14 protein-coding genes and 2 tRNA genes are annotated in these 22074 nt (G+C 51.1%); 13 read left to right on the top strand and 3 right to left on the bottom strand.

Features of this window, described 5'->3' with window-relative positions:
- Positions 1–57: 57 nt before the first annotated feature.
- Positions 58–3612 carry a transcription-repair coupling factor gene (mfd, locus tag Q8M75_RS00285; protein ID WP_305484926.1) on the bottom strand — a complete coding sequence of 1185 codons (3555 nt, stop codon included), beginning with the start codon at positions 3610–3612 and terminating at the stop codon, positions 58–60.
- A gap of 23 nt (positions 3613–3635) precedes the next feature.
- Here mfd and ispD point away from each other — a divergent pair, with 23 nt between their 5' ends.
- The 10 genes from ispD to Q8M75_RS00235 all read left to right on the top strand — a co-directional run bounded on the left by ispD (position 3636) and on the right by Q8M75_RS00235 (position 13117).
- A complete protein-coding gene (gene ispD / locus Q8M75_RS00280; RefSeq protein ID WP_305484924.1) occupies positions 3636–4391 on the top strand; it encodes a 2-C-methyl-D-erythritol 4-phosphate cytidylyltransferase in 756 nt (251 codons plus the stop codon).
- Between the two features lie 24 nt (positions 4392–4415).
- Positions 4416–4928 carry a 2-C-methyl-D-erythritol 2,4-cyclodiphosphate synthase gene (gene ispF / locus Q8M75_RS00275; RefSeq protein WP_305484922.1) on the top strand — a complete coding sequence of 171 codons (513 nt, stop codon included), beginning with the start codon at positions 4416–4418 and terminating at the stop codon, positions 4926–4928.
- Between the two features lie 110 nt (positions 4929–5038).
- A tRNA-Leu gene (locus Q8M75_RS00270) sits at positions 5039–5125 on the top strand.
- A gap of 56 nt (positions 5126–5181) precedes the next feature.
- On the top strand, positions 5182–6516 hold the full coding sequence (tig, locus tag Q8M75_RS00265; protein WP_305484919.1) for a trigger factor: 1335 nt from the start codon (positions 5182–5184) through the stop codon (positions 6514–6516).
- 26 nt (positions 6517–6542) lie between these two features.
- Positions 6543–7196, top strand: coding sequence for an ATP-dependent Clp endopeptidase proteolytic subunit ClpP (gene clpP / locus Q8M75_RS00260; RefSeq protein ID WP_305484917.1), 654 nt, complete (start codon positions 6543–6545; stop codon positions 7194–7196).
- Positions 7197–8576, top strand: a complete 1380-nt coding sequence (gene clpX, locus Q8M75_RS00255) for an ATP-dependent Clp protease ATP-binding subunit ClpX (protein WP_305484915.1) — start codon at positions 7197–7199, stop codon at positions 8574–8576. It begins immediately after the preceding gene.
- 180 nt (positions 8577–8756) lie between these two features.
- Positions 8757–11189 carry an endopeptidase La gene (gene lon, locus Q8M75_RS00250; RefSeq protein ID WP_305484913.1) on the top strand — a complete coding sequence of 811 codons (2433 nt, stop codon included), beginning with the start codon at positions 8757–8759 and terminating at the stop codon, positions 11187–11189.
- Positions 11190–11289: 100 nt separating this feature from the next.
- Positions 11290–11365 (top strand) — tRNA-Val (locus tag Q8M75_RS00245).
- Positions 11366–11467: 102 nt separating this feature from the next.
- On the top strand, positions 11468–12934 hold the full coding sequence (locus Q8M75_RS00240; protein ID WP_305484910.1) for a peptidylprolyl isomerase: 1467 nt from the start codon (positions 11468–11470) through the stop codon (positions 12932–12934).
- A gap of 6 nt (positions 12935–12940) precedes the next feature.
- A complete protein-coding gene (locus Q8M75_RS00235) occupies positions 12941–13117 on the top strand; it encodes a hypothetical protein (protein WP_305484908.1) in 177 nt (58 codons plus the stop codon).
- Positions 13118–13137: 20 nt separating this feature from the next.
- Here the strand turns inward: Q8M75_RS00235 and Q8M75_RS00230 are convergent, their stop codons facing one another.
- Entirely contained in the window at positions 13138–13773 is a 636-nt protein-coding gene (locus Q8M75_RS00230) for an arylesterase (RefSeq protein ID WP_305484905.1), read from the bottom strand.
- A gap of 12 nt (positions 13774–13785) precedes the next feature.
- Here Q8M75_RS00230 and Q8M75_RS00225 point away from each other — a divergent pair, with 12 nt between their 5' ends.
- Genes Q8M75_RS00225 through Q8M75_RS00215 form a run of 3 tightly spaced genes read left to right on the top strand, consistent with a single transcriptional unit; the run spans position 13786 to position 19318 of the window.
- Positions 13786–14472 (top strand): ABC transporter ATP-binding protein, encoded by a 687-nt coding sequence (locus tag Q8M75_RS00225; RefSeq protein ID WP_305484903.1) that lies wholly within the window; start codon positions 13786–13788, stop codon positions 14470–14472.
- A gap of 39 nt (positions 14473–14511) precedes the next feature.
- Positions 14512–18549 (top strand): phosphoribosylformylglycinamidine synthase, encoded by a 4038-nt coding sequence (gene purL, locus Q8M75_RS00220; RefSeq protein ID WP_305484901.1) that lies wholly within the window; start codon positions 14512–14514, stop codon positions 18547–18549.
- 7 nt (positions 18550–18556) lie between these two features.
- On the top strand, positions 18557–19318 hold the full coding sequence (locus Q8M75_RS00215; protein ID WP_305484898.1) for a spermidine synthase: 762 nt from the start codon (positions 18557–18559) through the stop codon (positions 19316–19318).
- 101 nt (positions 19319–19419) lie between these two features.
- On the opposite strand, the gene acnB is transcribed toward Q8M75_RS00215, so the two are convergent.
- On the bottom strand, positions 19420–22005 hold the full coding sequence (gene acnB / locus Q8M75_RS00210; protein ID WP_305484896.1) for a bifunctional aconitate hydratase 2/2-methylisocitrate dehydratase: 2586 nt from the start codon (positions 22003–22005) through the stop codon (positions 19420–19422).
- Between the last annotated feature and the right edge of the window lie 69 nt (positions 22006–22074).

Here is a 22074-nt window from a genome sequence, read left to right as displayed (position 1 = left end):
CACCATAGTAAGCGAATTTTGCTTTAAAAAGGGATGGCTTTTGTACGCTTTCCACGTTTAGGCGCTCATCAATGTTGCGGATGCATTCAGGTGCTTTAAAAGCCGGCGTATTTGATCTAAGCGCTGCTCTAATTTATCAAAGTCGCCCGCCTTTTGGGGTAATACCTTGAGGCGATCTTGGCCGTTGAGTAAAACCTGTTTATTGGATTGCACCAACTGAATAATGCGCAGCGAATCAATCGGGGGATTGGGGATAAAGGTTATCTGAATGGCAGTTGGCCCAGCATCAATTTTCTTGATACCAAAGCCACTCATTTCAAGGCGGAGGCGATGGGTTTCGTAAAAGGATTTAGCGGGATCTGGCAGATCGCCAAAGCGATCGACTAACTCCTCGCGCAAACCCATTAACTCGGAAAAGTCGGAGCTTCCCGCAAAGCGTTTATACAGCGATAGACGCTCATGCACATCGGGGCAATAATCTTCTGGCAGTAGCGCTGGAACGCCCAAATTGACATCGGTTGTGACCTGGAGAGGGGCTAATAAATCAGGCTCCTTTCCACTACGCAGAGATTTGACTGCGCGATTGAGCATCTCGGTATAGAGCTGAAATCCAATTTCATGAATATCACCCGATTGTTTATCGCCCAGCACTTCACCCGCACCCCGAATTTCTAAATCATGCATTGCCAGATAAAAGCCGGAGCCCAATTCTTCCATTGCCTGAATCGCATCGAGTCGCAATTTGGCTTGCTTGCTGAGCGCCTCTGGATCTGGCACCAATAAATACGCGTAAGCCTGATGGTGTGATCGACCAACACGGCCACGCAATTGATGCAGCTGTGCCAAGCCAAATTTATCGGCGCGGTGCATGATGATGGTGTTTGCAGTGGGAACGTCAATGCCGGTTTCAATGATGGTGGTGCAGAGCAAGATGTTGCTGCGCTGGGTTACAAACTCCCGCATCACCGACTCCAGCTCACGTTCATGCATTTGCCCATGCGCAACACAAATGCGCGCCTCCGGGATCAAGGTTTGCAAAGCATGGCGGCGATTCTCAATGGTTTCTACTTCATTGTGTAAAAAGTAAACTTGCCCGCCGCGTTTAATTTCGCGCAGTACTGCCTCGCGCACAACCCCATCGCCTTCACGTCGCACAAAGGTCTTGATTGCGAGGCGCTTTTGCGGTGCGGTTGCGATGACAGAAAACTCCCGCAATCCTTCCATCGCCATTCCCAAGGTTCTTGGAATCGGGGTAGCGGTGAGCGTCAAAATATCAACTTCAGCCCGCAGTGCTTTGAGTGCATCTTTTTGGCGCACCCCAAAGCGGTGCTCTTCATCGACGATCACGAGACCTAAGCGTGCAAACTGCGTTTCTTTCGAAAGCAATTTATGGGTGCCAATGACGATATCGGCTTCACCACTCGCAATGGCTTGCAAGGCGGCATTGATTTCCTTGCTGGTCCTAAAGCGCGACAGCTCGACGATGCGGACTGGCCAGTCGGCAAAGCGGTCTTTCCAGGTAGCCACATGCTGCTCGGCGAGGAGGGTGGTTGGTGCGAGTATCGCGACTTGCTTGCCGCCCATGACTGCAATAAAACTGGCCCGCAAGGCAACTTCGGTTTTGCCGAATCCCACATCACCGCATACCAAGCGGTCCATTGGAGTGCCGCTGGTCATATCGCCAATCACTGCTGCAATGGCATTGGCTTGATCGGGCGTTTCTTCAAAGCCAAAACTTTCCGCAAACGCAGCGTAATCGTGCGCTGAATATTCAAAGGCATGCCCTTGGCGTATTGCTCGGGCTGCATACAGGCTCAACAACTCAGCGGCAGTATCCCGAATTTGCTGCGCAGCCTTACGCTTGGCTTTATCCCACTGACCGGAGCCCAATTGATGCAGCGGCGCTGAATCGGGGTCTGCGCCAGCATAGCGCGTCACCAATTGCAGTTGATGGACTGGTACGTATAAGGTGGCGTTGTTCGCGTAAATGAGATGCAAAAATTCTTCGAAAATAGGCGCTTCTTTTGGAGGGGCTAGGTTGAGCAACACCAAACCTTGGTAGCGGCCAATGCCATGTTCCACATGTACTACCGGATCGCCGATCTTGAGTTCAGCCAAATCCTTAAAGAGCATGTCAGGATCACTTGCTTCCTTACTGCTATCTTTGCGTCGCTGACGCGTAGTGAGCGTAAATAGCTCGGCCTCCGTAATAAAGAGGAGGCCCTGACTGGGCCAATCAAAGCCATTTAAAAGTGGGGAGACAACTAAGGCGAAGGGCGCTGTACCTTTAACAAAGGAGGCTAAATCATCGAGGAGCACTGGCTCAAGCGGATGAAGAATTCCGCCGCCATTGGCTGATACCGCATTGCTTTCATCCAGGAGTGCGCGAATGGATTCACGGCGACCAGCGCTATCGCAGCAAATCACAATGCGGCGATGCGCCTGCGCAACCTGATGGCGTAGTCGCCCAATCGGATCATGTTCGCGGCGGTGAATGCCCACGTCCGGCACCGATAAAAACTGGGGCGGCTCGTTCGCTTCTACATTCGAAACAATGCCGTTGCGATTGAGCACAAGACGCGCGCTGATTTTTGAAAGACTAAAAAATTGATCAACGTCTAAAAAGAGTGCTTTAGGCGCGAGTATCGGTCGATCTAAGTCGTGCTTTAAGAATGCATACCGTTGCTCGGTGTCTTTCCAAAAACCGCGAATCGTTTCTTCTGCATCGCCGACGGTAACGAGCCAAACCGGATCGCCCGAGCGCGGGAAATAATCAAATAGGGTGGCAGACTCGTCAAAAAAGAGAGGTAAGTAGGATTCAATCCCTGCACTCGGGATACCCAAGTTGGCATCTTTATAAATGGAGCAACGGGTTGGGTCACCCTCAAATACTTCACGCCAGCGATTGCGAAACGCAGTGCGCGCCGCATCGTCAAAAGGAAACTCATGGCCCGGTAGTAAGCGAATTTCCTTGACGGGGTACAAGCTCCGCTGCGTATCCGGATCAAACGCGCGTATTTGCTCAATTTCATCGCCGAACAAATCCAATCGATACGGCAGCGCAGATCCCATCGGGAATAAATCAATCAGGCCGCCACGCACGCTGTATTCGCCGGGGCGCATTACCGCGCTGACGGGGTCATAGCCGGCTTGTTGTAGCTGCAGTCGCAGGGCGCTTTCATTGAGGCGATCGCCTTGCCGAAAGAAAAAGGTATGGCCGGATAGGAAGTCAGGCGGCCCCAGCCGTTGTAGCGCGGTAGTGACTGGCACTAAGACAATGTCACAGGTACCCGCCAGCATTTCATAGAGGGTAGCGAGGCGCTCGGAGACTAAATCCTGATGGGGCGAAAAATGATCATAGGGAAGAATCTCCCAGTCAGGCAGCAACCGTGTTTTTAGCTGTGGGGCAAAAGCAGGGATTTCCTCTAGGAGGCGCTGCGCTTCTTGTGCTTGAGCGCAAAACACCACCATGACGGAAAAATCAGCCCGGTGCCGAAGAGCAGATTGAGCGATTAGGGCGGCATCAGCAGAGCCAACCAGGCCGGAAAAGGTAAAGCGCTGCCCAGCCCGCGGAGCAGGTATGGGGGGCGCTTGATTTGTTCCATCCGACATCTAGCCTCATTATAGAATCAGACATGCGCGATATTCTTTCTTCATGCCATGCGATTTTGCCGACCGCCGGTACCGGGTCTCGTTTGGGCGGCGCGGTTCCCAAGCAGCTTCGCGTCCTTGCAGGCAAGCCCATGCTGGCGTATGCGCTCGAGGCGCTGATTGCAACACCAGAGATTGAATCGATTTGGGTTGGGGTCAGCCCCAGCATGCACGCATCGGGTGATTTTTCTGAGTTTCAGGAAAGCAGCAGCGCTTTACTCAATACCAAGCCCAACTACTTTCTGCCAACTGGCGGCCCAACGCGTCAAGAAACCGTATTAAATACCCTGCGGGCAATGCTGGAAGCTGATCTTCCGGGTGAAGATTGGATTTTGGTGCATGACGCTGCTAGGCCAGGCATTACATCTGGCGCTATTCAAGATTTAATTCATGGTGTCTTGGATGCCGACTCCGGAGACCGATTCCATGGCGGCATCTTGGCCATGCCGGTGGCAGACACCCTAAAACAGAGTACGCCAAGTAGCGAGTGGATTGAGTGCACGATTTCGCGGGATGCCATTTGGCAGGCGCAAACCCCTCAAATGTTTCGACTTAGAGACTTATACGACGCACTGGAAAGTGCTGTTTCGGATCGCGCAGAGGTGACGGATGAGGCTAGCGCAGTTGAACGCTTGGGTGGAAAACCTTTATTAATCAAGGGCTCAACACGCAATTTTAAGGTTACACAGCAAGCAGACTGGGAGTTGATGGAGTTGGTACTCCGTCAACAACATCCCTAATACTCGATGAAAGCAGGAGAAGAAATGGCTTCAGGACACCCCGCAGAACAAAACGGACCACCATTTCGAATTGGTCAGGGCTACGATGTCCACGCCTTAGTGGAGGGTCGCCCGCTGATTTTGGGCGGCGTCAAGGTCCCCTTCGGCAAAGGATTGCTGGGTCATTCGGATGCCGATGCGCTGTTGCATGCATTGACGGATGCTTTATTGGGGGCTGCAGGTCTGAATGACATTGGACAGCTTTTCCCAGATAACGACCCGCAATTTAAAAACATGGATAGCCGCATTTTGCTCAGGCGAGCCCTGGAATGCGTTATTGAGGCTGGTTACCGGGTTGGCAACGTCGATGCCACGATCATTTGCCAACAACCCAAACTAGCAGGCTTTTTGCCTGAGATGCGGGTTCATATCGCCGCTGACCTCGGTGTCGCGGTCAATCAAGTCAATCTAAAAGCAAAAACCAATGAATTATTAGGGCATCTTGGGCGAGGTGAGGGGATTGCTGTCCATGCCGTTGCATTGGTTTATTTAGCCTAAGTAAGATTCTTCTGATTCTCAAATACGGCTTTAAACCAGCCTAAACCCTTGATCATTGTAGAATCGACCTCTTAGAGTGAAGTTTAAGCAGGGTATTGTCTGCGGTATTCGCGAGGATGGCGAAATTGGTAGACGCACCAGGTTTAGGTCCTGACGCCAGAAATGGTGTGGGGGTTCGAGTCCCCCTCCTCGCACCACAAGGCTTACCTTGGCTTGGGCTTCACATAACCTGATCTTTATAGAAGAGACGAGAATGGCTTTGCAGATAGAAAATTTAGGTCAATTAGACCGCAAGATGACCTTGGAAATTCCACGTGCTGACTTAGCAAAAGCCCGTGCCGCTCGTTTGGCTAAAGTCGGTAAGACCATTAAAATGGCGGGCTTTCGTCCAGGCAAGGTGCCCCCAAAAGTGGTTGAGCAGCAGTACGGCATGCAAGTCGATTTCGAGGTGCAATTTGATAAAGCATCCGAGCTCTTCTTTGAGCTGAGTAAGAAAGAGGGCATTTTGTTAGCAGGGCAGCCTCGCCTTGAGCCAAAGAGTGAAATTGGCGCTGACCCAATTGTGTTTGAGGCTTTCTTTGAAGTTCTGCCTGAAGTGAAGATTGGCGACCTGAGTAAAGCAGCAGTCAGTCGTTACACCACGACGATTGGCGATGTCGAAATCGATCGCGCGCTGGATGTATTGCGCAAGCAGCAAGTGCATTACCACCCACGAGGCGTTGTTGGTGAGCATGGCGACGGCGGCAGTAACCTCGCAGCCCAGAGCGGCGACAAAATCACCATTGACTTTGTTGGCAAGATTGACGGCGTGGAGTTTGCCGGCGGTAAAGCAGAAGGCTTCGAGTTTGTGTTGGGTGAAGGCCGCATGTTGCCCGAGTTTGAGGCAGCAGCACTGGGCCTTAAAAATGGAGAGAGCAAAACTTTCCCATTGAAGTTTCCTGATGATTACCACGGCAAAGATGTTGCTGGAAAAACAGCAGAGTTCACTGTTACCGTGAAGCAAGTCAATTGGCCCCACATGCCGGAAGTGAATGATGCCTTTGCTCTTTCTCTCGGTGTAACTGAGGGCGTTGCCAAGATGCGCAGTGAAGTGCGTGAGAATTTAGAGCGTGAAGTTAAGCGCCGCACGACGGCTTTGCTCAAGAATGAAGTGATGGATCAACTCGAAAAACTCTGCGAGCTAGATGTACCCAAGTCGCTGATTGCCAGCGAGCAAGAGCGCTTAGTTGAAATGGCGCGTCAAGATTTAATGCAGCGCGGTATCCCGAATGCCAAAGATGCACCCATTCCTGCAGAAATGTTTGCAGAGCAAGCCCAAAAGCGGGTTCGCCTCGGTTTAATCCTTAGCGACCTCGTTAAGCAGCAAAATCTGGTTGCTACCCCGGACCAAATCAAAGCCGAGATTGAAGAGCAAGCTTCAACCTATGAAGATCCAAAAGAGGTGGTGCGTTGGTTCTATAGCGATCCCCGTCGCTTAAAAGATGTGGAATCTGTAGTGCTAGAGGCCAATGTGATTCAGTATGTCAGCGGCCTTGGCACAATTACCGATAAAGCAGTAAGCTTTGAAGAACTAAGTAAGCTTAATTAATCGATTGCCCATGAAAGCCCATTCGCATGAACCGTACTGATTCCCATTTTTTCAATGCCAGCAATGCCTCTGCCGGTGACCTAGAAACCCGCGGTCTTGGTATGGTTCCGATGGTCATTGAAACCTCGGGCCGCGGTGAGCGCGCATATGATATTTACTCCCGCCTTTTAAAAGAGCGTGTTGTTTTCTTAGTCGGCGAAGTGAATGATCAAACGGCTAATTTGGTGATTGCGCAACTCCTGTTTCTCGAGAGCGAAAATCCCGATAAAGAAATCTCGCTCTACATCAATTCGCCTGGCGGCTCTGTGTCTGCTGGCCTGGCTATTTTCGATACGATGCAATTTATCAAGCCAGATGTGAGTACTTTGTGTATGGGTATGGCTGCCAGCATGGGCGCTTTCTTATTGTGTGCCGGCGCAAAGGGCAAGCGTTATGCCTTGCCTAATTCCCGTGTGATGATTCACCAGCCACTCGGTGGCGCACGCGGTCAGGCATCGGATATTGAAATTCAGGCGCGTGAAATTTTGTATTTACGTGAACGCCTCAATCAGATTTTGTCTGATCGCACTGGACAGTCGATTGAGACCATTGCAAAAGATACGGATCGCGATAATTTCATGTCTGCAGATCAAGCCCGTGATTACGGTTTAATCGACAAAGTTATTGATAAGCGCCCCTAATTGAGTGATTCCAAAACGCCCGCTTCAGCTGACAAGCTGCTTTATTGCTCGTTTTGCGGGAAGAGCCAACACGAAGTCAAAAAACTCATTGCAGGTCCCTCGGTATTCATTTGCGATGAGTGCATCGACTTATGTACCGACATCATTCAAGAAGAGTTAGCCAATCTCCCGTCTGAAAAAGGTGATGGCGGCCTACCTACACCACACGAGATTCGTGCCGACTTAGATCAGTATGTAATTGGTCAGGATCAAGCGAAAAAAACCTTAGCAGTGGCGGTGTACAACCACTACAAGCGCTTGCAATATTTGCCTGTACCCAAAAAAGAGAAGTTAGAGGGTGCGGCTGATGCCAAAGACAATAAATCAGCAGCCGAAACCAAACAATCCAAATTACCAGCCAAGGCGATGGTCGATGGCGTTGAGCTAGCCAAAAGTAATATTTTGCTTATTGGCCCAACCGGTTCAGGCAAGACTTTATTGGCGCAAACACTGGCACGTCTGCTCGATGTTCCCTTTGTGATGGCCGATGCAACCACCTTAACGGAAGCCGGCTATGTTGGCGAGGACGTTGAGAACATTATTCAAAAGCTGTTGCAGGCCTGCGATTACAACGTCGAAAAAGCCCAGCGCGGTATTGTTTATATCGATGAGATTGACAAGATTTCACGCAAGTCAGATAACCCCTCCATCACTCGTGACGTTTCGGGTGAGGGCGTGCAGCAGGCACTATTGAAATTGGTTGAGGGAACCATGGCATCTGTGCCTCCGCAAGGCGGCCGTAAACACCCCAATCAAGACTTCTTGCAAGTCGATACAACCAATATTCTCTTTATCTGCGGCGGTGCATTTGATGGCTTAGAGAAAGTGATTCAGCAGCGTACCGCTAAAACGGGCATCGGCTTCAGTGCTGAGGTGCCTGGCAAAGATGACCGCGGCTCTAGCGAGCTCCTCAAGGAAGTGGAGCCAGAGGATCTGATTAAGTTCGGCTTAATTCCGGAGCTAATTGGCCGTTTGCCAGTGTTAACCACCTTAGCTCAGCTCGACGAAACGGCCTTGGTACAAATCTTGACTGAACCCAAGAATGCGCTGGTGAAGCAATACCAAGCCTTGCTGACCATGGAGGGCGCTGAGCTTGAAGTCCGCCCCGAAGCTCTTTCAGCGATTGCCAAGAAAGCCATTGCACGTAAAACCGGAGCTCGTGGTCTGCGCTCCATCCTGGAGGGCGCATTAATGGATGTCATGTATGACTTGCCATCCCTGCGCAATGTTCAAAAAGTGGTGATTGATGAAAGCAGTATTCAGGGTCTAGGTAAGCCGCTGCTCGTCTACAAGCAGAGTGAATCCCCTGCTGAAAAGCAGGAATTGTCGAAAAAAGCCTAATTTCGTCTTTTTTCGGCTGTTTTTGACTTGTTTTTGTCACTTTTTTGCGTTTTTACTCTTGTAATCCCGCAGCCCAAACCCATATAAGTAGTATCCTGCTCATAGAAATACCCCTTTTAAGTAGCTTTTGGTACTTTTGAGACTTTTTTGAGTGTTTGACTACTTTGGAGGATCCGCCCCATGCCTGGCCATTTATTACTACCCTCTGAACCGATTCAACTGCCTTTGCTCCCCTTGAGGGACGTAGTTGTCTTTCCCCATATGGTGATCCCTTTATTCGTAGGGCGTCCCAAATCAATCAAAGCACTCGAGGCTGCCATGGAAACGGGCAAAAGTGTTTTATTGGTTGCCCAAAAGACAGCTGCAAAAGATGAGCCCTCGGTGGAGGATTTATACGATGTCGGCTGCATCGCCAGTATTTTGCAAATGCTCAAATTGCCCGACGGTACCGTGAAGGTATTGGTTGAGGGTTCCCAGCGTGCTGAGGTGAGCCAAATTGAAGACGCACTGGGCTACTTTAGTTGCGAAGCAACGCCCAAAGCAATCGACACACTCGATGCGCATGAGACCGAAGCGCTGCGCCGCGCAATCATGGCGCAGTTTGATCAGTACGTGAAGTTAAACAAAAAGATTCCGCAGGAGATTCTGGCTTCCTTAGGTGGCATTGATGATCCCAGCCGGCTAGCCGATACCATCTGCGCGCATTTGCCCGTGAAGCTCGAGCAAAAACAGCGCCTCTTAGAAATGACCGATGTCGTGAAGCGCTTAGAGAGTTTATTGGCTGACTTAGAGAGCGAAATCGACATTCTGCAAGTCGAGAAGCGTATCCGTGGTCGCGTGAAACGCCAAATGGAAAAGAGCCAGCGCGAGTACTACCTCAATGAGCAAGTCAAAGCCATTCAGAAGGAGTTAGGTGAGGGCGAAGAGGGCGCTGATCTCGAGGAATTAGAGAAGCGCATCAAAGCGGCGAAGATGCCGAAAGAGGCACTGAAAAAAGCCGAGTCCGAACTGAAAAAACTCAAGCTGATGTCGCCGATGTCGGCTGAAGCAACGGTCATTCGTAATTTCATCGACACTTTAGTTGGCTTGCCTTGGAAAAAGAAAAGCAAGGTCAATAATGATTTAGGTAACGCCGAGAAGGTGCTCGATCAGGACCACTATGGCCTTGATAAAGTGAAAGAGCGCATCTTGGAGTACCTCGCAGTACAACAACGCGTCGATCGCGTGAAGGCTCCCATCTTGTGCTTAGTTGGCCCTCCTGGTGTTGGTAAAACATCCTTAGGCCAATCGATTGCACGCGCCACGAACCGCAAATTTGTGCGTATGGCCTTGGGCGGCGTACGGGATGAGTCAGAAATTCGTGGCCATCGACGCACTTACATTGGCTCCATGCCGGGCAAGATTTTATCGAGCCTAGCTAAGGTGGGCGTACGTAATCCTCTGTTCTTATTGGATGAAGTCGATAAGATGGGTATGGATTTTCGGGGTGACCCGGCCAGTGCGCTACTCGAGGTACTCGATCCAGAACAAAACCACACCTTTCAAGATCACTACGTTGAAGTTGACTTTGATCTGTCCGATGTGATGTTTGTCGCCACCGCGAATTCTTTAAACATTCCTGGTCCGCTCCTCGATCGCCTTGAGGTGATTCGCCTCGCTGGCTATACCGAGGATGAAAAAACCAGCATTGCTACGAACTATTTAATTCCGAAGCAAATCAAAAACAATGGTTTGAAAAAGGGTGAACTGCAGATTGAAGAAAGTGCGATTCGCAGCATGATTCGCTACTACACCCGCGAAGCCGGCGTGCGCTCACTGGAGCGCGAAATCAGCAAGGTTTGCCGTAAGGTAGTGAAGCTGTTACTACTCAAAAAAGAAGCTGCGCCCATTACCGTGGATGCGGATAATTTAGAGAAGTTCCTCTCCGTGAAGATCTTTGATTACGGCTTAGCCGCAAAAGAGAATCAGCTCGGACAAGTGACGGGCTTGGCTTGGACTGAGGTCGGCGGCGATCTGCTGACCATTGAAGCGGCGCTGATGCCAGGCAAAGGCGTCATCACACGTACCGGTTCTCTAGGTGATGTGATGAAAGAGTCGGTAGAGGCTGCCAGAACCGTAGTGCGTTCACGTGCTCGCGCCCTGGGTATTACCGATGAGGCCTTTGAGAAAAAAGATATTCACATTCACTTTCCAGAGGGTGCAACTCCGAAGGATGGGCCTTCGGCCGGTATTGCGATTACCACTGCCTTGGTTTCCGTCTTTACTGGGATTCCAGTGCGCTCGGATGTCGCCATGACCGGGGAAATTACCTTGCGCGGCGAAGTTTTGCCGATTGGCGGCCTGAAAGAGAAGCTGTTGGCAGCTCACCGGGGCGGAATCAAGCTGGCCTTAATTCCGGAAGAGAATGTCAAAGACTTAATTGACATCCCGGATAACGTCAAGAATGCAATCGAGATTGTTCCCGTGCGCTGGATCGATAAAGTCTTGGAGCTTGCTTTGGAGCGCAACCCTGAAGCGCTCCCAGACCCAAGTCCGGACGAGTTAGCCAAAAAGGCGGCAGAAGCCAGTAAAGCTGCCCCTGGTATATCGGGCGGGGAAGTCTTAAAGCATTAATTGGATCGCTGGAATGTACCCCATGTGCACGACAGGCATAGGCTTAATCTAAAAAATAAGCGCCTGAACTGGACTAAGGGTACAATTTCGGTTGTTTATGGGGCGCTTAGCTCAGTTGGTAGAGCGTCTGCCTTACACGCAGAATGTCGGCGGTTCGAGCCCGTCAGCGCCCACCATGCCCTATATGTGATCTCGATTGGATTTCCTCATATTTCGACTGCTCACCGCTCCCCGACATTTTTATAAACCCTGCGATCATTAATCGGTAAACCCCATTCATGTTAGATTCCATACGCCAGCACCGGCGATTCATGATGTTCTTTGTGATGTTGTTGATCGTTCCTTCCTTTGTTTTTTTTGGCGTGTCTGGCTACACCGATTTCTTCGAACAAGAAACCGACTTAATCAAGGTCAATGGCAAGGCCATTACCGCCCAAGAGGTCGACAATTCAGCTAAGCGTCAATCTGAGCGCGTTGGGGCCAATTCCCAAATTGCACAAAGTCTGCCGTTTCGCCAGGCCGTATTGGATGAACTGTTACAGCAACGCCTCTTAGCTTTCGCGGTCAACAAGTTGCAGTTACGTATTAGCGATCAAGCGTTGACCAAAAACCTAGCGACCATTCCCGAGATCAAGGCCCTCTACAAGCCCGATGGAAGTTTTGATAACACCCGCTATCGCCAGCTCTTGGCTAATGCCGGAATGACCATTGAGCAATTTGAAGGTGGCCAGCGTTTTGACTTGATGATCCAGCAATTCGTGACCTCTGCAGCGCGTACTGAGTTACCGGCACCTAAGATTGCCAACATCATTTCTGCCTTGTATGAGTCAGAGCGTCAAGTACAGTCGATTCAATTCACGGCGGCTGAATTTGTTTCAAAAGCAAATCCTACTGAAGCTGAGCTGCAGGATTTTTATAAGGCAAACTCCCGTTTATTTGAAACACCAGAACGCATTGATATTGAGTTTTTAGTATTGCGTGCCGACCCCAAGGAAGATGCTAAGGCCTTTGGTGAAAAAGCCGATCAGTTTGCTAATCTAACCTACGATCAATCCGATAGCCTGAAGCCTGCTGCTGATAAGCTCAAGCTCAGTATTCAGTCGGTTAAGGGAGTGTCCCGCGGTGGTAAAGCTGGGCTTCCAGCGGATCATCCTCTGAACAATCAAAAAGTGATTCAAGCGCTTTTTGGTGATGATGCTTTAAAAAACAAACGCAATATTGAGGCAGTGCAAATTACTCCCGGGGTCTTTGTATCGGCCCGTGTAACCCAGTTACTTCCGGCAGAAGTTTTGCCTTACAGTGCGGTAGCCAGTGAAGTTAAACGCCAGGTTACTGTGCGTAGTGCTGAAAAGCTGGCCAGTGCCGCCGCCGCTGAGCGCTTTATTGCTGCTGAAAAAAATCCATCGAGTGCTGCTGGATTTGCTGCCCCAATTTGGGTCTCCCGCAACAAGCCTGCGAACTTAGTTGGTCCCGCTTTAGATGCTGTGATGGCAGTTGATCCAGGTAAGTTACCTGCGGTTATCTCGGTTACGAATGCGGGATCGGGCACAACGCTGTATCGGATTGAGCAAGTGCGTCAACCGCCTGCAGCCGACGCGAAAGTTCGACAAGCGCAATCCCAACAAATTCAAGCCCTGGCTGCTCAAGCAGAATTCGTTGGATTTATGTCCTTCTGGCGCAACGAGGCTAACGTCAAAGTGATTAACCCTCTGAAGCAAGCAAGTGCGGGTAGTGCCGGGGGTTAATAAGATATGGAAGCTAGTACACCTTTTCCGGAGTCTTTTGCTAAAAACCCAATCCAAAAGCATGAGCTACATGACGCTATAACAGCCGCATTGCTGGAGTTTGATGAGCCAGTACTCTTGATCCGAGAGCGGTCTAGTCAGAGTGAGCGTGCAGAAATTGCACTTTCAGATTCCACCGATTGACTTATAAATTAGTAATTCATTTACTTTTTGAGTAGTAATCCATAGAACGGCGTCAGGGCAGTCCAGACGTTCTGAAACATAATCGCCTGTGCTGCCTCATTCGGATGAATCCGATCTGCTTGAAAGAGTTCATTGCGCTGAGCGACGCCCTCCAAGAAAAAAGGCAGTAGAGCTACCTGCTGGCTTTTTGCAATCCGCGCAAAAAGCCCCGCAAATTGCTGGGTGTATTCCTGGCCATAGTTTGGCGGAATACGCATACCAATCAACAGCACGTCAGCGCCTGATTTTTTGCTTAGCTCGACCATGGTCCGGATGTTCTTTTCCGTTTCTACTAGCGGAAGGCCACGCAAGGCATCGTTTGCCCCTAATTCGATGATGACCAGCTTGGGTTTTTTCTGAGCCAATAACTTAGGCAGGCGCGTTAAGCCTCCAGAGGTAGTTTCGCCACTGATGCTGGCGTTCATAATTTCCCATGAACTGCCTTCTTGCTTGAGGCGATTTGACAGGAGCGCAACCCAGCCAGTTCCCCGTGCAATCCCATACTCAGCCGAGAGGCTATCGCCGGTGACCAAAAGGGTGGGTTTAATAGGGTCTTGTGCCTGGGCTGGGCCGATTAATGTGAGCCCGAGTAAGATGGTGGCAATGCAAAATTTCAAGCGATATTCCTTATGAGCAATCAATCCGTTGTGCTGCGCGCTCAGCAGCTGGGTAAGGCGGTCAACACCAGCGATGGTCCGCTTACTATTTTGCATGACATTTCATTTAGCGTCTGCGCCGGAGAAAGCGTTGCGATTGTGGGCGCATCGGGATCTGGAAAAAGCACCTTGCTCAGCATACTGGCTGGCCTAGATACGCCCAGTAGCGGTGTAGTTGAACTGGTCGGAGAAAATCTCGCCAGATTGAATGAAGACGGCCGGGCACAATTATGCGGTAAGCACGTTGGCTTCGTGTTTCAGTCATTTCAGCTCATACCGCATCTCAGCGCTTTAGAAAATGTGATGCTACCTTTGGAGTTGCGCGGCATATCGCTGAGCGACGCTCGGGAGCAGGCGCAGTATTGGCTAGATAAAGTGGGTTTAAGCGCACGCCTTAACCACTTCCAAAAAACCTTATCGGGTGGTGAGCAGCAACGCGTTGCCTTAGCCCGTGCTTTTGTCGGCAAGCCAGCCATTTTGTTTGCGGATGAGCCTACTGGCAGCCTTGACCAAGCCAGTGGCGGTAGGGTGATCGATCTCTTATTTGACCTAAACCAGGCCAATGGATCGACCTTGATTTTAGTCACCCACGATGCGGTTTTGGCAGGTCGGTGCGCTCGCCAGCTTCACCTTCAGGCTGGGGCCTTACTGGCGGAGTAAAAATACGGAGGTTTTTGGTCCAAACCTTATAATTGGCAAATGTCTTTTTTCCGTTGTTTGCCTGGGGCCGATGCCCTCTCAGCCTTCCGCCAACAGCGGCTTTTAGCTTCGCTTGCAGAGCAGGGCATTTCCCTAGCAGCCATACAAGCGCAATACCTCCATTTCGTATGGTCAGAGACCGCGCTGGATGATACCCAGCTTCTCGTTTTGGAAGGTCTCCTAACCTACGGCTCCCCTTTTACACGCGTAGAACCGAAAGCAGGGTGGTTAGCTAGCCTGAGTAAATCGCCACAACCATCGCAGGCTATTGCGATTCCGCGCTTTGGTACCGTATCGCCATGGGCTAGTAAGGCCACCGATATTGCGCATCAATGCGGTCTACCATTGCTGCGCATTGAGCGTGGCATTCAATTTACCTGGTTTGCTGAGCGAGCCCTTAGCGCAGATCAGCAGCAAACCGTATTGGCCGCCTTGCATGACCGCATGACAGAAACCGTCGTGGACTCGGTTGAAGCGGTTGCGCCACTCTATCAAACCCTTGCCGATCGTCCACTGCTGCGCATCCCAGTGATAGCTGAGGGTGAAGCTGCTTTAGAAAGAGCGAACCTAGAGTTGGGCCTTGCGCTCTCGGAAGACGAGATTACCTACCTTGCTGAGAATTTTAAACGCCTGGGTCGTGACCCAAGTGATGTTGAGCTCATTATGTTTGCGCAAGCCAATAGCGAACATTGCCGGCACAAAATCTTCAATGCCTCATGGACGATTGATGGCAAGCAGCAAGATATTTCCTTATTTGGCATGATCCGCAATACCCACCGCCTCCAGCCCAAAGGAACCATCGTGGCGTACTCCGATAACTCGGCCGTTATGGAGGGTTGCGAAGCGCAAACCTGGGTACCGCAAGGCCCCGATCAGCGCTACCAAAAAGAGCAGCGACTGACCCATACCTTGATGAAGGTCGAGACGCACAATCACCCCACAGCGATCGCTCCTTTCCCTGGGGCATCTACGGGTGCTGGTGGCGAAATACGCGATGAGGGCGCCACCGGTATTGGCGGCAGACCCAAAGCGGGTCTCACGGGCTTTTCCGTTTCGAATTTAAATATTCCTGGAAGCAATTTGCCCTGGGAGGCACCGCACTACGGTAAGCCCGAGCGGATTGCGACGCCACTGCAGATCATGATTGAAGGCCCGCTCGGTGGCGCTGCCTTTAATAATGAATTCGGGCGCCCGATTCTGGGTGGCTATTTTCGAGTATTTGAACAAACCATTAATGGCCTGCGCCATGGCTATCACAAGCCCATCATGATTGCAGGCGGCATTGGCAATATTGACGCAATCCATACGGCCAAAAAAGAAATCAAAGCAGGGCACTTACTGGTTCAGTTGGGCGGCCCCGGTATGCGCATTGGCATGGGCGGCGGTACTGCGAGTTCGATGGCAACCGGCAGCAATGCAGCTGATTTGGATTTCAATTCCGTGCAGCGCGGTAATCCAGAAATCGAACGCCGTGCACAAGAAGTGATTAATGCTTGCCGCGCTATGGGCGCCGCAAATCCCATTATTTCCATTCACGACGTGGGTGCAGGCGGTTTATCCAATGCCTTCCCAGAGCTGGCCGATGGCGCCGGGCTAGGGGCTGACTTTCAGTTGCGTAGCATCTTGCTGGAAGAGAGCGGCATGAGTCCGGCAGAGATTTGGTGCAATGAATCACAAGAGCGCTATGTATTGGCAATTGATGCTGCCCATTTGGATTTACTAACCGCCTTATGTGAGCGTGAGCGTTGCCCTATCTCTGTAGTGGGACATGCCACTACTGAGCGTCAATTGCGTCTCGGCGATAGCAAGCAGCAGCCACATTCGGATGCAGCATTCCCAATAGATATGCCGATGGAGGTGTTGCTGGGCAAGCCGCCCAAAATGCACCGCGATGTGACTCATGTTGAGCGGCAATTTACTGAGCTCGATGTCACCGACGCCAAGTTAGAGGAATGCATTGCCTGGGTGTTGCAGCAGCCGACTGTCGCCAGCAAATTATTTTTGATCACCATTGGTGATCGCACGGTGGGCGGACTGAATGCACGTGACCAACTGGTTGGCCCATGGCAGGTTCCGGTTGCCGATTGCGCCGTGACAATGATGGATTATGTGGGTTACCGTGGCGAAGCTATGTCGATGGGTGAGCGCACCCCAATCGCTGTGATCGATGCGCCTGCAGCAGCCCGCATGGCAGTGGGTGAGGCCATTACTAATTTATTGGCGGCCGATATTAGCGGACTCGATACGGTGAAGTTATCAGCAAACTGGATGGCGGCATGCGGCAAGCCTGGCGAAGATGCCAAACTCTTTGACTCCGTGAAGGCAGTCGGCATGGAATTGTGCCCCGCATTAGGTATATCGATTCCGGTAGGGAAAGATTCCTTATCGATGGCAACCGAATGGCGCGATGGCGATAGCACTAAAAAAGTGATTTCGCCTGTTTCCTTGGTGATCTCGGCATTTGCGCAGGTAGCCGATGCACGTAAAACTAGCACACCGCTGTTGCACCGCGAAGAGCACGGACAGCCCCTCGAGACCGAACTGATTTTGATTGATTTAGGTCGCGGCAAAAACCGCATGGCTGGCAGCATACTGGCTCAAGTGTTAAATCAATCCGGTAAAGCTGCAGCGAACCTAGATGATCCCAATGATCTCAAAGCGCTTGCAACTGCCATTATCGAATTGCGTGCTGCAGGTCAACTCTTGGCCTACCATGACCGTTCGGATGGCGGGCTCTTAGCCACCATAGCTGAAATGGCCTTTGCCTCCCACTGCGGCGTTTCGATAAATGTCGACATGATTGCGGTCGATTTGAATCAAGAGCCCGATTATGGGGATGCGAAAAATTGGGCGCAGCAAGTATCGGGTCGCCGCCATGAGCAAACGATTCGAGCCCTGTTTAATGAAGAGCTAGGCGCCGTTATTCAGATTCGGCGCGCAGATCGGGATGCCGTGTTTGCAGTATTGCGTAAGGTTGGCCTCAGCGCCTGTAGCCATGTGATTGGCAAACCAAACACCACCGGCCGAATTGAGATTTGGCGTGATGCTAAGAGTATTTATGCAGAGCCACGTGAAGTGCTTCACAAGACATGGCAAAGCACCAGCTGGCAAATTGCCCGGTTGCGCGATAACCCATCGTGTGCCGATAGTGAATATGCTTTACTCGATGACATCACCGATCCAGGTCTGACACCAAAATTGACATTTGATGTCGCGGAGGATGTTTCTGCCCCATTTGTAAATACAGGCGCCCGCCCCAAAATGGCGATTTTGCGCGAGCAGGGCGTGAACTCCCATGTGGAAATGGCATATGCCATGGACTGGGCAGGCTTTGATACCTACGACGTTCATATGTCGGATTTAATTTCCGGCAAAGCTAAATTAGCTGACTTCCGTGGTCTGGTTGCCTGTGGCGGATTTAGTTACGGTGACGTACTTGGTGCTGGTGAGGGCTGGGCCAAAACCATTTTATTTAATGCGCAATTGCGTGATCAGTTTTCGAGCTTCTTTAATCGCTCGGATAGCTTTGCGCTCGGCGTATGTAATGGTTGCCAGATGATGAGCAACCTGGCAGGGATCATTCCAGGAGCCGATGCCTGGCCCAAGTTCACCCGCAATCAATCGGAGCAATACGAAGCGCGGCTTGTAATGGCAGAGGTGCTTCAGTCACCATCCATTCTGCTGCAAGGCATGGAAGGTAGTCAGATTCCGATTGCGATTGCGCATGGCGAAGGCTTTGCTAATTTTAGTCAGCAGGGCGATTTAGCAACACTGCAAAGTAAAGGCTTAGCTGCATTGCGTTTTGTCGATCACCGCGGCAATCCAACCGAAACGTATCCGATGAACCCCAATGGCTCTCCTGGCGGCCTCACTGGCGTAACGACGGCTGATGGTCGCTTTACGGTGATGATGCCCCATCCCGAGCGCGTGTTCCGCGCGGCGCAGATGAGCTGGTCACCAAGTCATTGGCAACAAACCCCTGATGGGGCAAGTCCATGGATGCGCTTATTCCGCAATGCCCGCCGCTGGATAGCGTAGTGCAATCATGTTGATGGAGCCAGTCACCTTTTCCGAATCGGGCGGCATTCGGTATTTGCATTTCGGTACGGAGTTGATTCAAGGGGCAATGCGTTTGCGCGACCCCAATGAAATCTACCTGGAATACAACCAGCAAATGATGGCTTGGCTTTTATTTTTAGAGACCAAGCCCGGAATGCAAGTCGCCCAATTGGGTCTTGGCACCGGTGCATTGACTAAATTTACGCACCTGCATTGCCCAGCCGTCAAAAATACAGTGGTCGAAGTCAACCCTGCTGTCATCGTTGCGGCGCGCAGTATGTTTTATACCCCGAGCGATGATCGTCGTCTCAAGACCTTGCAAATCGATGCGCATGCTTTTGTGCATGATGAGCAGCTTCATAATCGCTTTGATGCCTTGCAAGTCGATTTGTACGACGCTATCTGCGATGGTCCATCGGCCAGCTCGCTTGATTTTTATTCTGGCTGCTATGACTTGCTGAAGTCACCTGGTGTCTTAACGGTTAATTTGTTTTCTCGGCATAAAAGCTTTGATATCAACCTGAACAATATTTGCGAAGCCTTTGATAATCGCGTTCTGCTGTTTCCGGAATCCCACGACTGCAATGTCGTAGCCATGGCATTTAAGGGACCGCTTTTACATGCCGAGTGGAATGATGTGGTCAAGCGCGCCAAACTGATTCAGGAAAAAACGGGCTTAGCAACCGCATCGTGGGCGCCTGGCTTGCGCTATGCCAATGCCAGACAAGAAAGCGCCCTGAATATCTAAAGCGCGATACCTCAATCCGATTAGAGTAAAAAATAAGGGGATCAATGATCCCCTTATTCAATGCAAGCAATTACGCCTTGCTCAGTTTTGAGCTACCTTGCTTAAACCGTGACAGTATCAGCAACATCACTAAAGGACTTGATCTTGTCAAAGTTCATGTAGCGATAAACCTCATCTGCCTTCGCGTTGAGCGAACCCAGTTGATCGAGGTACTCCTGCATAGTCGGAATGCGGCCCAAGAGTGCAGCAACAGCAGAGAGTTCAGCAGAAGCCAGGAAGACATTGGTATCAATGCCTAAACGGTTAGGGAAGTTGCGAGTCGAGGTCGAAACCGCCGTGGCGCCTTTGCGCATCGACGCTTGGTTACCCATGCATAAGGAGCAGCCAGGCGCTTCCATGCGAGCACCTGTACGCCCGAGAATCCCGTAGTAACCTTCTTCAGTGAGGACCATGGCATCCATTTTGGTTGGAGGCGCGATCCACAAGCGCGTTGGGATATCCGTTTTGCCTTCGAGTACTTTTCCAGCAGCACGGAAGTGACCAATATTAGTCATGCAAGAGCCGATAAAGACCTCATCAATCTTGGTTCCCGATACTTCGGAGAGGAATTTCACATCGTCTGGATCATTGGGGCAGGCGAGGATAGGTTCTTTGATTTCGCTAATGTCGATTTCAATGATCTCAGCATAATCTGCATTGGCATCGGCCTTGAGTAACTGTGGATTCGCAATCCAGGCTTCCATGGCTTTAATACGGCGACCTAAAGTACGTGCATCCTCGTAGCCATTGGCAATCATCCACTTCATTAAGGTGATGTTCGAGCGCATGTACTCAATGATCGGCTCTTTATTTAAATGCACGGTGCAGCCACCAGCAGAGCGTTCGGCCGAAGCATCTGACAATTCAAAAGCCTGCTCTACTTTGAGATCAGGCAAGCCTTCGATCTCCAAAATACGGCCTGAGAAAATATTCTTCTTGCCTTGCTTTTCTACTGTCAGTAAGCCGCGCTTAATCGCATAGAGTGGAATCGCGTTCACTAAATCACGCAGGGTAATACCAGGCTGCATGTTTCCTTTAAAGCGAATCAATACTGACTCTGGCATATCGAGCGGCATCACACCGGTTGCTGCAGCAAACGCAACTAAGCCAGATCCAGCTGGGAATGAAATACCAATTGGGAAACGGGTATGGCTATCGCCACCCGTGCCGCAGGTGTCGGGCAAGAGCAGGCGATTGAGCCAGCTATGAATCACCCCATCGCCCGGACGCAAGGAAACGCCGCCGCGATTGGTCATGAAGGAAGGCAGCTCGTGGTGGGTACGAATATCCACTGGCTTGGGGTATGCCGAGGTGTGGCAAAACGATTGCATCATCAGGTCGGCTGAAAAGCCTAGGCAAGCCAAATCTTTGAGTTCGTCACGAGTCATTGGGCCGGTCGTATCTTGGGAGCCAACCGTGGTCATGTGGGGTTCACAATAGGTTCCAGGACGTACGCCTTGACCTTCAGGCAAGCCACACGCGCGACCCACCATTTTTTGCGCCAAGCTAAAGCCTTTTTTATTGTCTGGCGGACTAATCGGCAAGCGGAATTCAGTCGATGCTGGAAGGCCCAAGGCAGCGCGCGCCTTAGCAGTAAGTCCGCGACCCACGATCAGCGGAATACGGCCGCCAGCGCGTACTTCATCCAAAATCACGGGGGACTTGAGTGAAAACGCAGCAATCTCAGCACCGTTTTTAAACGCCTTACCTTCGTATGGGCGCAATTCAATCACGTCGCCCATATTCATTTGATTGACGTCGAGCTCAATGGGCAATGCACCAGCGTCTTCCATGGTGTTAAAGAAGATCGGGGCAATCTTGGTTCCAAGGCAAACACCGCCAAAGCGCTTGTTGGGCACAAAGGGGATGTCTTGGCCAGTCCACCAGAGCACCGAGTTGGTGGCTGATTTGCGGGAAGATCCTGTACCAACTACGTCGCCAACATAGGCAATTTGATGACCTTTTTTCTGCAAAGCCTCAATCTGCTTCATAGGGCCACGTACGCCCGTCTCATCTGGCTCGATGCCAGCGCGGGGATTTTTTAGCATTACAGTGGCATGCAGCGGAATGTCCGGGCGGCTCCACGCATCCGGCGCTGGCGACAGGTCATCGGTATTGGTCTCACCAGTGACCTTAAAGACGGTCAAGGTCATGCTCTCGGGAACGGCAGGGCGACTCGTAAACCATTCAGCATCGGCCCAGCTTTGCATCACCGACTTCGCATGGGCATTGCCTTTCTCAGCCATCTCTTGAACGTCATTAAAGTAATCAAACATCAAGAGGGTTTTCTTGAGCGCCTCGGCTGCGGCTGCGGCGCACTCTGCATCTGCCAGCAATTCAACCAAGGGGGCAATGTTGTAGCCGCCCAGCATGGTGCCGAGCAGCTCGGTGGCTTTAACACGGGAAATGAGGGGGGATTTATCAGTTCCTTTGGCCACTGCAGCTAAAAATTCAGCTTTTACTTTGGCGGCCTCATCAACGCCAGCGGGAACACGGTAGCTTATGAGATCAACCAGCTCCGCCTCTTTACCCCTTGGGGGGTTTTTCAACAAACCAATCAGCTCAGCGGTCTGATCTTTGGTTAAGGGCAGGGCAGGGATGCCAAGTGCTGCACGTTCTGCAACATGGGCGTTGTAAGCTTCTAACATCGCGTTTCCTATGAATAAGGGGTTATCAATCGAATGGCAATGCGAGATCGGTAAAGGACTTGACCTCGA

The sequence above is a fragment of the Polynucleobacter sp. genome, from assembly GCF_030693775.1.
Classification (GTDB): domain Bacteria; phylum Pseudomonadota; class Gammaproteobacteria; order Burkholderiales; family Burkholderiaceae; genus Polynucleobacter.
This window is presented reverse-complemented; position numbering and strand designations above follow the sequence as displayed.

Bases quoted from the DNA above. Each gene is read 5' to 3' on its own strand.
- purL (WP_305484901.1), top strand. From the start codon at position 14,512: ATGTCTTTTTTCCGTTGTTTGCCTGGGGCCGATGCCCTCTCAGCCTTC.
- acnB (WP_305484896.1), bottom strand. From the start codon at position 22,005: ATGTTAGAAGCTTACAACGCCCATGTTGCAGAACGTGCAGCACTTGGC.
- tig (WP_305484919.1), top strand. From the start codon at position 5,182: ATGGCTTTGCAGATAGAAAATTTAGGTCAATTAGACCGCAAGATGACC.
- Q8M75_RS00240 (WP_305484910.1), top strand. From the start codon at position 11,468: ATGTTAGATTCCATACGCCAGCACCGGCGATTCATGATGTTCTTTGTG.
- Q8M75_RS00235 (WP_305484908.1), top strand. From the start codon at position 12,941: ATGGAAGCTAGTACACCTTTTCCGGAGTCTTTTGCTAAAAACCCAATC.
- lon (WP_305484913.1), top strand. From the start codon at position 8,757: ATGCCTGGCCATTTATTACTACCCTCTGAACCGATTCAACTGCCTTTG.
- ispD (WP_305484924.1), top strand. From the start codon at position 3,636: ATGCGCGATATTCTTTCTTCATGCCATGCGATTTTGCCGACCGCCGGT.
- Q8M75_RS00215 (WP_305484898.1), top strand. From the start codon at position 18,557: ATGTTGATGGAGCCAGTCACCTTTTCCGAATCGGGCGGCATTCGGTAT.
- mfd (WP_305484926.1), bottom strand. From the start codon at position 3,612: ATGTCGGATGGAACAAATCAAGCGCCCCCCATACCTGCTCCGCGGGCT.
- clpP (WP_305484917.1), top strand. From the start codon at position 6,543: ATGAACCGTACTGATTCCCATTTTTTCAATGCCAGCAATGCCTCTGCC.
- Q8M75_RS00225 (WP_305484903.1), top strand. From the start codon at position 13,786: ATGAGCAATCAATCCGTTGTGCTGCGCGCTCAGCAGCTGGGTAAGGCG.
- ispF (WP_305484922.1), top strand. From the start codon at position 4,416: ATGGCTTCAGGACACCCCGCAGAACAAAACGGACCACCATTTCGAATT.